The 12619-nt window shown below is 71.5% G+C and carries 9 protein-coding genes; 5 read left to right on the top strand and 4 right to left on the bottom strand.

What is annotated here, in order from left to right; genetic code table 11:
* Window positions 1-191: 191 nt before the first annotated feature.
* The 4 genes from KBO27_RS10695 to KBO27_RS10680 all read left to right on the top strand — a co-directional run bounded on the left by KBO27_RS10695 (window position 192) and on the right by KBO27_RS10680 (window position 6020).
* Window positions 192-1076, top strand: a complete 885-nt coding sequence (locus tag KBO27_RS10695) for a mycobacterial-type methylenetetrahydrofolate reductase (RefSeq protein WP_132673617.1) — start codon at window positions 192-194, stop codon at window positions 1074-1076.
* A 609-nt stretch (window positions 1077-1685) separates the two neighbouring features.
* Window positions 1686-3035, top strand: coding sequence for a wax ester/triacylglycerol synthase family O-acyltransferase (locus KBO27_RS10690; protein WP_210969777.1), 1350 nt, complete (start codon window positions 1686-1688; stop codon window positions 3033-3035).
* 2 nt (window positions 3036-3037) lie between these two features.
* Window positions 3038-4552, top strand: coding sequence for a carboxylesterase/lipase family protein (locus KBO27_RS10685; protein ID WP_210969776.1), 1515 nt, complete (start codon window positions 3038-3040; stop codon window positions 4550-4552).
* A gap of 67 nt (window positions 4553-4619) precedes the next feature.
* Window positions 4620-6020, top strand: coding sequence for an FAD-binding oxidoreductase (locus tag KBO27_RS10680; protein WP_210969775.1), 1401 nt, complete (start codon window positions 4620-4622; stop codon window positions 6018-6020).
* A gap of 29 nt (window positions 6021-6049) precedes the next feature.
* On the opposite strand, the gene KBO27_RS10675 is transcribed toward KBO27_RS10680, so the two are convergent.
* On the bottom strand, window positions 6050-6961 hold the full coding sequence (locus KBO27_RS10675) for a DMT family transporter (protein WP_246536636.1): 912 nt from the start codon (window positions 6959-6961) through the stop codon (window positions 6050-6052).
* On the opposite strand from KBO27_RS10675, the gene KBO27_RS10670 reads away from it, so the two are divergent.
* Window positions 6960-8345: an aminotransferase-like domain-containing protein gene (locus KBO27_RS10670; RefSeq protein ID WP_210969774.1), complete on the top strand. Its 1386-nt coding sequence runs from the start codon at window positions 6960-6962 to the stop codon at window positions 8343-8345. The genes KBO27_RS10675 and KBO27_RS10670 overlap by 2 nt on opposite strands.
* Here the strand turns inward: KBO27_RS10670 and KBO27_RS10665 are convergent.
* From KBO27_RS10665 to KBO27_RS10655, 3 genes are read right to left on the bottom strand one after another with little or no spacing between them, the layout of a single operon-like run.
* Complete coding sequence (locus tag KBO27_RS10665) at window positions 8329-10533, bottom strand: thiamine pyrophosphate-dependent enzyme (protein WP_210969773.1); 2205 nt, start codon at window positions 10531-10533, stop codon at window positions 8329-8331. The two genes, KBO27_RS10670 and KBO27_RS10665, sit on opposite strands and share 17 nt — an antisense overlap.
* The gene (locus KBO27_RS10660) at window positions 10530-11444 is read right to left on the bottom strand and encodes a LysR family transcriptional regulator (protein WP_210969772.1); all 915 of its coding nucleotides are present in this window, start codon (window positions 11442-11444) and stop codon (window positions 10530-10532) included. Before KBO27_RS10660 ends, KBO27_RS10665 begins: the two co-directional genes overlap by 4 nt.
* A gap of 18 nt (window positions 11445-11462) precedes the next feature.
* Entirely contained in the window at window positions 11463-12614 is a 1152-nt protein-coding gene (locus tag KBO27_RS10655) for a Glu/Leu/Phe/Val family dehydrogenase (RefSeq protein ID WP_210969771.1), read from the bottom strand.
* Window positions 12615-12619: the final 5 nt, after the last annotated feature.

Raw genomic sequence — 12619 nt, 5'->3', positions numbered from 1 at the left:
CCCCGCGCGCGGTCGCCCACCCCCCGGTTCCGCGATAGCCAGGCGGGGTGTCCACGACGGCCCGCCGGTCGCGTCGAAAAACCTTCTCCTTGAAAGAAAACGGTCCCTGTCGCACACGCGCAGGTTCGCAGGCGAATCCACTTGAAGCGCTGCGGTGACCGAAGTCGACAGAAGGAATACCTGAGGCCGACATGACCACCATCGCACTCGAACTGGTTCCGCCCGACCTCGACGGCGGTGTGCAGAGGGCCGTTGAAGAGGGTCAGAAGATCGCCGAGCTCAGCCGCAACTCGGGGCTGACCGGCCGCATCGGACACGTGATGATCCCGGGGATCATCCAGGAGGACGGCGACCGCCCGGTCGACTTCCGACCCAAGATGGACACCATCGACTTCTGGCGCACGATCCGCCCGGAGCTCGGCGACCTGCGCGGTCTGTGCACGCAGGTCACCGCGTTCCACGACGAGCGCGCGCTGGCCGAGCGGCTGCAGGCGCTGCGCGACGCCGACATGGACGGCATCGCCTTCGTCGGCGTGCCCCGGAACATGGCCGACGGCGAAGGCCCCGGAGTACCGCCCACCGACGCGCTCACCAAGTTCCAGGACGTCGTCCCGCACCGCGGGTCCATCCTCATCCCGACCCGGGAAGGGGAGCAGGGCCGGTTCGGGTTCAAGTGCGAGCGCGGCGCCACCTACGGAATGACGCAGCTGCTGTACTCGGACGCGATCGTGGACTTCCTGAAGGAGTTCGCGCGCACGACGCCGCACCGCCCGGAGATCCTGCTGTCCTTCGGGTTCATCCCGGGCGTGGAGGGCAACAAGAAGCTCATCCAGTGGCTCATCCAGGATCCGGGCAACGCGGCGGTCGCCGCCGAGCAGGAGTTCGTCGCCCGCACCGCCGAGCTCGGGTTCGAGCAGCGCAAGCAGGCGGTCGTCGACCTGTACAAGCGGGTCGTCGACGGCGTGCACGACCTCGGCTTCCCGATCAGCATCCACCTGGAAGCCCCCTACGGCTACAACGCTCCCGCGTTCGAGACGTTCGCGGCGATGCTGGAGCACTGGGAGCCCGGCAAGTAGGCAGACCACCCGGCTGGGAATCACGCGACCCCGCCCCCGCAGCGCGACACGCCTGCGGAGGCGGGGTTTCGTGCTTTCCTGGGCAGCGTTCGAGTGAGAATCCGGCTGCTCCGCGGGTTCCGCTCCGGTGCTCGGCGTCATCGCTTCGTCCGTCGGGGCGGGATCAGCGGCGGCGCTGCATGCTTTCGGGTGATCGCCTGAGCGGCAACGGGCACCGAACGAAGTGATCAAAACTCTTCCGGGGTTCAACGCGGGCGATGTCGGTCGTTCTCAACCGATCATTTCTTCGCTAAGGTCGATGCACTCGTCAGCGGTTACGATGACGAATCGTGCAACGGCGCACCGGTACGTGAATAACGCTCGTGCGTCCAACCGAAAACCCTCATCGCTGCAGTGTTCGGTGCGCGCACGCCGATCGCCGACAGCACCGGAAGGAACCCGTCGATGTCGTCGCCACCAGCATGTTCGTGCTCGTTCGCAGGACTGCCGGTTCACCGGATCGTCGGATTGCGAACCGGATTCGGTTTGGTCCGCAATCGCGCCTCGCGGACCGATAAGAAACTGATGTGTAACGCGAATGACCAATTCATTGTTGACGGGAAATAAGCGATGAGCGCAACAGAGACGCCATCCAGAAGTGAACTCACGCCACTCGACTGGGCCTTTTTGTGCATGGAGCACGAGGACACGCCCATGCACGTCGGCGCCGTCGCGGTGTTCCGCTCCGAAGGCCCGGTCGACCGGGACCGGTTGCGGCGGCTGCTGGCCGAGCGCGCGCAGCGCATCGCCCGGCTGCGCATGCGGCTGGAGCGCTCGTGGCTGCAGCCGCACTGGCGCGAAGCCCGCGACTTCGACGCCGCCGAGCACGTCTACGACCACGAGATCCCCGCGCCGGGCGGCCGCGAGGAGCTGGCGATCCTGGCCTCCGAGCTGATCGCCGATCCGCTCGACCAGCGTCGCCCGCTGTGGGAACTGCACCTGATCACCGGGCTGGCCGACAACCGGTTCGCGGTGCTGATGAAGTTCCACCACTCGCTGGTCGACGGGCACGACGCGGTCGAGGTCGGGGTCCGGTTGCTCGACGAGTTCACCGACCTCACCGACACTCCCGCGACGCCGCCGCCGAACCCGCTGGACGAGGCGTTCGGGCTGATCCGCCGGCCGGAGAAGCTGGTCGGGGCGCTGCGCGGCACGCTGTCGAAGTCGAGCGAATCGCTGGGGATCGCGGCGTCGGTGATGCGCAACATGCGGATCCCGGTGCAGTCCTCGCCGATGCACGCCTCGACGTCCCCGGCCCGCCGGCTCGCGCTGGTGCCCATCGACCTCGCCGACATCCGCCGCATCCGCTCCCGGCACGGCGGCGGCACCAACAACGACGTCGTGCTCGCGGTGATCGCCGGAGCGCTGCGGATCTGGATGGCCGCGCGCGGCGAGGAGTCCGCCGAGGTCCCGGTGCGCGCGCTGATCCCGGTGTGCCGCAGGCGCAGCAACCAGCCCCGCACCGGCAACAACCAGCTCTCCGGCTACCTGTGCGAGCTGCCGGTCGACGAACCCGATCCGGCCACGCGGCTGGCGTCCATCCGCGCCGAGATGAGCGGCAACAAGAGCGCCGGACCGCTGCGCGGACCGGGGGCGTTCCCGGTGCTGGCGGGCCGGTTGCCGCAGGTGCTGCACCACGTGGCCACACCGCTGGTCGCGCAGGGCGCGCCGCTGCTGTTCGACACCATGGTCACCAACGTCCCGCTGCCGACCTTCCACGCCGCGCTCGACGGCGCCGAGGTCGCCGAGCTGTTCCCGCTCGCCCCGCTGGCCTCCGGGCACTCGCTGTCGATCGCGGTCTCGCAGTTCCGCGGCACGGTGCACATCGGCGTGCAGGCGAACCGGGCGGCGTTGCCCGACTTGGAGAAGCTCGCCGAGGCGCTGCCGCAGGCGGTCGCCGAACTCAGCGACGGGACGTGAGGATGGACTCTGGAAAGCCGCCTTCGTTATCGAACTTCGGCTGGTTATACGGGGGCGTCGACCTCATCGTTCGAACCGAGCACGGCGCCGTGCGCGGGACCTCCGACGGCGATGTCATGTCGTTCAAGGGGATTCCCTACGCGGCGCCGCTGGACGGTCCGCGCCGGTTCCAGGCACCGGTGGCGCCGCAGCGCTGGGACGGCCTCCGGGACGCCTCGGGCTACAGCGCCTCGGTGCCCCAGGCCGTGCTGGACCCCGCGCTTCCCGCGTGCTGGCGGCCCGGTGACTCGACCGATTGCCTGACCGTCAACGTCTGGACCCCCGATCGCGGCGGTCACCTGCCGGTCATGGTGTGGTTCCACGGCGGCGCGTACCTGGGAGGAACCGCCTCGACGGACGGTTTCGACGGGGCGAAGCTCGCGCGCGACGGCGTGATCGTGGTGACCGTGAACTACCGCGTCGGCTACGAGGGCTTCGGCTGGGTGGACAACGCCCCGTCCAACCGCGGGATCCTGGACCAGCTGGCCGCGCTGCGCTGGGTCCGCGACAACATCATCACCTTCGGCGGGAACCCGGACAACGTCACGATCTTCGGCGAATCGGCCGGCGCGGTCTCGGTGTCGACCCTGGTCGCGGGCTCCGCGCGGCGCGGGCTGTTCCGCCGCGCCATCGCGCAGAGCCCGGCGGCGATGTACTGCGACGAGGCGGAGAACCGCAAGATCGGTGAGCTGATCACCGGGCGGCTCGGCGTGCCCGCGACCACCGCGGCGCTCGCGGAGGTCCCGCCCGAAGACCTGCACGCGGCGCAGACCCACGCGATGGCGGAGATCAGCCGCAACCGCGCGGCCTGGACCAACAGCACGCCCTACAACGTCGTCCTCGACGGCGAAGTGCTCTCCGAGCTGCCGTGGGTGGCCATGCGCGGTGGCGCGGCCAACGGCATCGACGTGATCGCCGGCTTCAACCGCGACGAGGCCACCGGGTTCACCATCGACCTGCCCGCCGAGGCGCGCGACGTGCAGCGACTGGCCGATGACCTGCACCTGCCGTCGACGACGGTCGCCGAGTACCGGTCGGCGTTCCCGGGCGTGGCCGATCCCGACCTCCACACCGTGCTGCTCGGCGACAGGCTGTTCCGGATGCCCGCGGTGTGGATGGCCGAGGCGGTCGCGGCGGCCGGTGGGCGCGGCTTCCTGTACGAGTTCACCTGGGAGACCCCGCAGCGCGACGGCCTGCTCGGCGCGACGCACGGGCTGGACGTCCCGTTCACCTTCGGCAACCTCGACGACCCGCTGGCGCTGGCGATGCTCGGTGCCTCGCCCGCCGGGTTCGAGGAGCTGTCCGCCGCGATCCGCGGGGCCTGGACCTCGTTCGCCGCTACCGGCGATCCCGGCTGGCCCGGCTACCAGCTCACCGACCGGCAGACCCGGATCTTCGACGTTCCGGTCTCGCTGGCGTCCGATCCGATCAGCGGGTCCCGGCAGATCTGGGCGCACCGCTTCCCGGAGCTCGGGTGAGACCTCCCGATCCACGGCCTGTTCACGGAGTTAGTGTGTGGGCGGTTCGTGAAGTGGGAGGTCATCGATGGTGGACAACTCGGACAACGGGGCGTTGCGGGCACTGCGCTCGACCTTGCCGGACGAGGTGGTGCTGACCGATCCGGACTCCACCGGACGTTTCTCCCACGACGAGGCGGAGTGGGCGCCCTACGGGAAGCCGCTCGCGGTCGTGCGCGCCCGCAGCACCGAGGACGTCGTCGCCGCGGTCGAGGCCTGCGCCGAGCACGGGGTGCCCGTGGTGCCGCGCGGAGCCGGGACGGGACTGTCCGGCGGCGCGAACGCCATCGACGGCTGCGTGCTGATCTCCCTGGAGGGCATGAACGAGATCCTGGAGATCAACCCGCGCGAGCAGCTGGCCGTGGTCCAGCCCGGTGTCGTCAACGACGACCTGCGCGCCGCCTGCCGCGAGCACGGAGCCTGGTACCCGCCGGACCCGGCGAGCTCGCCGTGGTCGACCATCGGCGGCAACGTCTCCACCAACGCGGGCGGCGTGTGCTGCGTGAAGTACGGCGTGACCCGGGACTACGTGCTCGGCCTGGAGGCCGTCGTCGGCTCGGGCGAGGTCGTGCGGCTGGGCAGGCGCACGGCGAAGGGCGTCGCCGGGTACGACCTGTGCGGTCTGTTCGTGGGTTCCGAGGGCACGCTCGGCGTGGTCACCGAGGTGACCGTGAAGCTGCTGCCGGGCCTGCGCGCGCCGGAGCGCACCGTGGTCGGCTACTTCGACTCGCTGGTCGCCGCGGGTGAGGCCGTCGCCGCGGTCGCGGCGGCCGGGGTGGTGCCCTCGGCGCTGGAGCTGCTCGACCAGCACTGCCTGCGCGCGGTCGACGAGTGGAAGAACATGGGCCTGTCCGCCGAGGCCAACGTGCTGCTGCTCGGCCGCTCCGACGCGCCGGGCCAGGCGGGGGAGCAGGAGGTCGACACCCTCGTGCGCTGCTTCGAAGAAGCGGGCGCCACCTGGAGCGCGCGCTCCACCGACCAGCAGGAAGCCGACGCCCTGTTCTCGGCCCGCCGCCTGGCCTACCCGGCGCTGGAGCGGCTCGGCCCGCTGCTCACCGAGGACGTCTGCGTCCCGCGCGCCCTGGTCCCCGAGATGCTCGCGCGCATCGAGGCCGCCGCGGAGCGGCACGACACGCAGATCGCCAACATCGCCCACGCCGGCGACGGCAACCTGCACCCGCTGATCATCACCCCGCCCGGCGACGACGAGGCCCGCCTGCGCGCCCAGCGGGCCTTCGACGACATCGTCGCCGACGCCATCGACCTCGGTGGCACGGTCACCGGCGAGCACGGCGTGGGTCTGCTCAAGCGCAAGGGCCTGCACGCCGAGCTGTCGCGGAAGGTCATCGACATGCACCACGACATCAAGAACGCCCTCGACCCGGTTGGGATCTTCAACCCCGGCAAGGTCTTCGGCGACCCCTCCTGACCTCGGAGGTCACCGACGCGGCGCTCCGGTCAGGCTGTGAGGCGGGTGCGGACCGAGAGCGCCGCGAAGAGGACCACCGCCAGGGCCCCGAGGGCGGTGGGCCAGGTGAGGGGTTCGGCCAGCAGGAGAGCGGCCCAGAGGATGGTCATCACCGACTGGGTGAGCTGGATCTGGCTGACCTGGGCCATCGGGCCGATCGCCAAACCCCGGTACCAGGCGAGGAATCCGAGGTTCTGGCTGATCACCGCCAGGTAGGCGAAGGCCGCCCACTGCACCGGCGTCGCGCTCGGCGGGTGCTCGGCCACCTCGATGCCCGTGATCACGATCATCACGGGCGCGGCCAGCACGAGAGCCCACGAGACCGTCTGCCAGGCACCGAGCTCCCGCGCGAGCAGTCCGCCCTCGGCGTAGCCGATCGCCGCGGCGACGACGGCGCCGAACAGCAGCAGGTCAGCGAGGTGCAGTCCGCCCAGTCCCTGCAGCGAGGCGAAGGACACCGCCGCGACGGCCCCCAGACCGGCCATGATCCAGAACGCCTTCGGAGGCCGCTCGTGCCCGCGCAGCACCGCCATCACCGCGGTCGCCGCGGGCAGGACGCCGATCACGACCGCGCCGTGACTGGCCGGGGTGCTGGCGAGCGCGTACGAGGTGAGGAACGGGAACCCCACGACCACACCGCCCGCGACGACCGCCGCACGCGCCCACTGGGTGCCGCGCGGCAGGGCCTGCCGGGTGACCAGCAGCGCGACGACGGCCATGAGCCCGGCGACAGCGCCTCGACCGGCTCCGATGAACAGCGGCGAGAGGCCGTCGACGGCGATGCGGGTGAGCGGGAGGGTGAACGAGAACGCCACGACGCCGAGGAATCCCCAGGCCAGTCCTGCGTGAGGCGGGGATAGCACCGGTTCCCGGAACGCTGTAGCGCTACTATTGGCTGTCATGTCGGACGATAGCAGTTCGCGGATCGTCGCGGAACTCCGCGAGTGGATGGCCACGGCCCAGCCGGGCGCGAAACTGCCCTCCACGCGCGAGCTCGTCGCGGAACACGGGGCCAGCCCGGTCACCGTGCAGAAGGCGCTGCGCGCCCTCGCTTCTCGGGGCCTGGTCGAAAGCCGCCCAGGTGTCGGAACGTTCGTCCGCTCGGTTCGGGTCGCCCGGCCGAGCGACTTCGGCTGGCAGACCGCCGCGCTGGGGTCGCCGAAGAACATCCGCCCCAGGCTGTCCACCGCCATGCGGCCCGCGCCCAACGACGTGATCGCGCTGCACTCCGGGTACCCGTGCCGGGAACTGCTACCCGAGCGGCTGGTCCGGTCCGCGTTCACCCGAGCGGCCCGCAGCGACGCCGTCATCGACCGGCCCGCCACGGCCGGCGTCCCGGAGTTGCAGGCGTGGTTCGCCACCGAGCTCGGCACGGCGGTCCCGGGCGACGTGGTGATCTTCCCCGGCAGCCAGAGCGGGCTGAGCGCGATCTTCCGCGCGCTGGTGGGCGCCGGTCGTCCGCTGCTGCTGGAATCGCCCACGTACTGGGGAGCGATCGTGGCCGCCTCTCAGGTCGGCGTGCAGACGGTGCCGGTCCCGAGCGGACCGGACGGCCCCGACCCGGACCAGCTCGCCCGCGCCTTCGAGCGCACCGGTGCGCGCGCCTTCTACGCCCAGCCCAACTACGCCAACCCCACCGGCGTGCAGTGGTCCTCGCGCCTGGCCGAGGACGTGCTCGACACCGTTCGCCGCCACGTCGCCTTCCTGATCGAGGACGACTGGGCCCGCGATCTCGGCATCACCACCGACCCGGTCCCGGTGGCCGCCCGCGACGAGGACGGGCACGTGGTCTACCTGCGGTCGCTGACCAAGACCGTGTCGCCGTCGGTGCGCGTCGCCGGGATCATCGCCCGAGGCCCCGCGCGGGAGCGGATCCTCGCCGACACGCAGTCCGAGGCCGTCTACGTCAGCGGCATGCTCCAGGCCGTGGCCCTCGACGTGGTCACCCAACCGGCCTGGCGCACTTACCTGCGGGATCTCCGCAAGCAGCTCGCCGCCCGCCGCGACCTGATGGCCGAAGCCGTGCGGGAGCACGTTCCCGGGGTGCACCTGGACGTCCCGGCAGGCGGGCTCAACCTCTGGGTGCGGTTGCCGGACACCACCGATCTGCCCGCGCTCGTGCGCGACTGCGAAACCGCGGGGGTCGTCGTGGCCCCGGGCGACGAGTGGTTCCCCGCCGAACCGACCGGCCGCTTCCTGCGGCTGAACTACGCCGGCCCGAACCCCGGCGCCTACCCGCAGGCGGCCCGGCTCATCGGCGAGGCGCTCGTCAGCCGATCAGCTTGAGCGCCGCGGTCTCGATGGTGTCCTCGTCGAGCAGCACGTGGTAGGCCGCCGCGCCGAGCGGGATGAAGCTGTCCTCGCTGGTCACGCGAGCGATCCGGCCGCTGAACCCGGCGTCGACCAGCGCGGTGACGACGGGTTCGGAAACCCCTCCGCTGCGGCGGGTCTCGTCCGCGACCAGCACGGTGCCGGTCGCTTCGGCGGCCTCGAGCAGGTCCTCGACCGGGAGCGGGGCGAGCCAGCGCAGGTCGAGGACTCGGGCGTGCACGCCCTGCTGCCGGAGTCGTTCGGCGACGCGCAGGCTCATCGGGACTCCGTTGCCGAAGCTGACCAGCGTCAGGTCCTCCCCGTCGCCGTAGACCCGGGCGCGACCGATCGGCACGTGGTGCTCGCCCGGTGCGGGGTAGCGGGCCAGCCAGCCGTCGTCGCCGGATTCGTGCAGGTCACGGGTGTGGTAGAGGGCGATGGGTTCGAGGAAGGCGCAGACCCGGCCGTCTTCGCGGGCGGCGGCCGCGCAGGTGCGCAGCATCGCCGCCGCGTCGTCCGGCCGGGACGGCGAGGCCAGGACGACACCGGGCAGGTCGCGCAGGGCGGCGACGCTGTCGTCGTTGTGGAAGTGCCCGCCGAAGCCCTTCTGGTATCCGTAACCGGCGATGCGCACGACCATCGGGTTGGTGTAGCGGCCGTTGGAGAAGAAGCTCAGCGTGCTCGCTTCACCGCGGAGCTGGTCCGCCGCGTTGTGCAGGTAGGCCAGGTACTGGATCTCCGGGATCGGCACCAGACCCGCCAAACCCGCGCCCAACGCCGTGCCGAGAACGCTCTGCTCGTCCAGCAGCGTGTCGAAAACCCTGCTGCCGCCGAACTTCTTGCGCAGACCGCGAGTCACGCCGTAGACGCCGCCCTTGCGCGCGACGTCCTCGCCGAAGACCACGACTCGGTTGTCGCGCCCGAGCTCCTCGGCCAGGGAGCGGTTGATCGACTGCGCGAGCGTCAGCGGTCCCTCGTCCTCGGGTGCGGTGCCGAAGGTCGTGGCGCGGTTCGGCGGGGTGTCGGCGGTCCGCGCGGCGATGGCGTCGGGGGAGTGGGCGTGCACGGAGGCCATGACCTCCGCTGCGCTGCCGAGCTTGCGACGGCTCAGCGCGTCCTCGGCGACCTCGGCGACCTCCGCTCGGATCGCCTCGTAGCGGGAGCGGACTTCCTCCGGAGTGCGAACGCCTTGGGAGACCAGTGCTTTCGCCGTCGCCAGCAGCGGGTCGCGCTCGTGGTCGGCGGTGATCTCGGTGCGCGACCGGTACGCCGATTCGACGTCCGAGCCCGCGTGACCCATCAGCCGGACCGTGCGCAGGTGCAGGAACGCCGGTGCGCGGTGCTCGCGCACCCAGTCGGCGGCCTCCCGGGACACCCGCAGGCACTCGACCGGGTCGGCTCCGTCGGCGGTGAAGTAGCGGAGGCCGGGCCGGTCGGCGTAGGTCGAGGCGATCCAGCCCGCTGGCGTGCGCACGCTGATCCCGATCCCGTTGTCCTCGCACACGAGCAGCAACGGCAGCGGAAGTCCCTGAAAACCGCAGTGCAGCGCGGAGTTGATGGCGCCCGTGGCGGTCGAGTGGTTCGCCGAGGCGTCACCGAAGCTGCACACCACGACCGAGTCCGCGGGCCACTCCGCCGGCACCCCGAGCTTCGCGCCGCGCTCCAGCGCGAACGCCAGGCCCACCGAGCGCGGCAGGTGCGAGGCGATCGTCGAGGTCTGGGGGATGACCGACAGGTCGGCGTTGCCGAAGACCTTGTGCCGACCGGCCGAGATCGGTTCGTCCGCCGACGCGACGACGCCCAGCAGGACGTCCCTCAACGGGGTGCTCCCGGCGACCGCCCTGGCCCGCTGGAGGTAGAACGCCCCGGACCGGTAGTGCAGCAGCGCAGGGTCGCTCACCCGCAGCGCCGCCGCCACAGCGGCGTTCGACTCGTGCCCGGACGACCCGATGCTGTAAAAACCCACACCCCGTTTCCCCAGCTCACGAGCCTTGAAATCAAGGTGACGACTCCCGGCCTGGGAGTCGAACAACCCCACCAGATCCTCGCCCGAGACACCGGTCGACCCGATTTCAGTGGAACTCGGAGCTCCGATTTCCACTGAAGTCCGGTCATCGAGGTGGGTGAGCGACTGGAGGAAGTGGTCGTCGACGGGTTCGGTCATGGTTGCTCCCACTCGGATGCGACCGCTGTGCAGGACTTGGCGAGGAATTCCAGGGCGACCGGGAGCAGCGGGTTGGTGTTCTGCTTGCGGTAGAGGACCTTGACCCGCCGGTGCGGTTCGAACCCGATGATCCGGGCCACGCCCTGCTGCTCCCGGGGGATGGCGAGCGCCGGTAAGACGGCGACGCCGAGGTCCCGGCGCACCAGGTCGCGGATGACGGAGTAGTCGTTGCTGCGGAAGGTGATGCGCGGCGCGAAACCCGCCGCGGCGGCCAGCCGGACCAGCGAGCGGGCGCCCGCGGTGTCCTGGCGGGTGCAGATCCAGTTGTCGCCCGCCAGGTCCGGCAGTTCCACCCGGCCCCGGCCCGCAAGCCGGTGCGAGGAGGGCAGGACCACGCGGAGCGGTTCGGCCAGGAGCTCCTCCGCGCACAGCTCGATCGGCCACTGACGCGGGTCGAGGTCGTACTCGAAGACCAGGGCCGCGTCGAGAACCCCGTCCAGGAAGCCGTCGACGACCTCGTCGGGTTCGCCCTCGTCGAGCTGGACCTCGGCGTGGGGCCGCTGCGAGATCACGGCCGCGAGCACGTCCGGCAGCACGCGGGAGTTGGCGGTGGCGAACGACGCGAGGCGGAGGCTGCCCTCCTCGCCGACCACCATCGCCCGCACCTCGCGCTCCAGCGAGTCCAGCGCGCCGAGCGCGTCCCGGCTGCGGTCGGCCAGCCGCAGCGCGAGCGCGGTGCTGCGGGCCGACCGGGCCGAGCGCTCGAACAGCGGCGCACCGATCGCCCGCTCCAGCAGCACCATCTGCTGCGACACGGCCGAGGCCGTGTAGCCCAGCATCCGCCCGGCCTCGGCGAACGAGCCCGTGCGCACGCACTCCTGCAAGGTCCGCAGGTGAATGGGGTTGAGCACGCCGACTCCTCAGGTGGTTCAGGCCGGGACCGGCAGGCGGCCGCGCAGCCGCATCGCCTCGCGCACCCGCTGCTGGGCCATCTCCAGGGCGGCCGCGTGCGGGAGCGCCCCGGTCTCCGCCGCGGTGTCGAGCACCAGCAGGGTGTTGCGCCTGGTCCGGATCGCGACCTCGTCGAGGATCCTGGCGGGCTCGGGCCGGAACGCGGAATACCGCGCGTCCATCGCGAATCCGGCCGCGATGGCGCCACCGGCGTTGGCGATGAAGTCCGGCACGATCTCCACCCCTCGCGCGGCCAGCGCGGCGCGCGAGGCCGGACCGGTGGGCAGGTTGGCGCCCTCCACGACCAGCCCGGCGCGGATGCGGGACGCGACCGAGGAGTCGATGACGTCCTGGCGGGCGGCCGGGATCAGCACGTCGCAGTCCACGGTCAACTCCTCGCCGTGCGCGATGCGTTGCGCCGGTGCGGCTTTCGCGACGCAGGTGTCGCCGAACTCCGCCTTGGCGGCCAGCCACGCGGGCACGTCGAGACCGTTGGGGTCGTGCACCGAACCGTCCGCTGTGGACAGCGCGACCAGCTGCGCGCCCAGCTCGTGCAGCCGCGCGGCCGTGGCCGTCCCGACCGCTCCGAAGCCCTGCACCGCGATCCGGGCCCCGGAGACCGGCTTGCCCGCTCGCTCCAGCGCTGCCACCGCGGCCTCGGCGACTCCGTGCCCGGTCACGCCGAGCTGGTCGTAGGGAACCCCGCCCAGCGCCTCCGGGACGCCGACGGCCGCGCCGCGATCACCGAGCTCGTCCTGGATGATCGCCGCGTCGTGCTCGGTCATGCCCATGTCGAGCCCGGCGACGTAGCTGGCCGGGATCTGGTCGGCCAGGCGTCGCGCGAACGCGCGCACCACCGCTTCCTTGTCCGGCGAATCGGGATCGGCCGCGATGCCGGCCTTGGCGCCGCCGTGGAAGAGGTCGACCGCTGCCCACTTCCAGGTCATCACCCGCGCCAGCCGGGCGATCTCGCCGATGGTCACGCCCGGGGCCATCCGCGTGCCGCCCTTGCCGCTGCCGCGCGCGGTGTTGTCGATGACCAGCACGCCCCGCATCCCGGTGCGCGCGTCGGAGACGCAGACGACCTTCTCCGGGCCCCACTCGTCGATCTCCTGCAACAGATCAACCACGGTTG

Source organism: Saccharopolyspora endophytica, assembly GCF_018070075.1.
GTDB lineage: Bacteria > Actinomycetota > Actinomycetes > Mycobacteriales > Pseudonocardiaceae > Saccharopolyspora > Saccharopolyspora endophytica.
The sequence above is the reverse complement of the archived record's forward strand: the minus strand, read 5'-3'. Positions and strand labels throughout refer to the sequence as shown.

Excerpts from the sequence above, each read along its gene's own strand:
- KBO27_RS10695 (WP_132673617.1), top strand. The coding sequence starts at position 192 with ATGACCACCATCGCACTCGAACTGGTTCCGCCCGACCTCGACGGCGGT.
- KBO27_RS10690 (WP_210969777.1), top strand. The coding sequence starts at position 1,686 with ATGAGCGCAACAGAGACGCCATCCAGAAGTGAACTCACGCCACTCGAC.
- KBO27_RS10685 (WP_210969776.1), top strand. The coding sequence starts at position 3,038 with ATGGACTCTGGAAAGCCGCCTTCGTTATCGAACTTCGGCTGGTTATAC.
- KBO27_RS10680 (WP_210969775.1), top strand. The coding sequence starts at position 4,620 with ATGGTGGACAACTCGGACAACGGGGCGTTGCGGGCACTGCGCTCGACC.
- KBO27_RS10670 (WP_210969774.1), top strand. The coding sequence starts at position 6,960 with ATGTCGGACGATAGCAGTTCGCGGATCGTCGCGGAACTCCGCGAGTGG.
- KBO27_RS10675 (WP_246536636.1), bottom strand. The coding sequence starts at position 6,961 with ATGACAGCCAATAGTAGCGCTACAGCGTTCCGGGAACCGGTGCTATCC.
- KBO27_RS10665 (WP_210969773.1), bottom strand. The coding sequence starts at position 10,533 with ATGACCGAACCCGTCGACGACCACTTCCTCCAGTCGCTCACCCACCTC.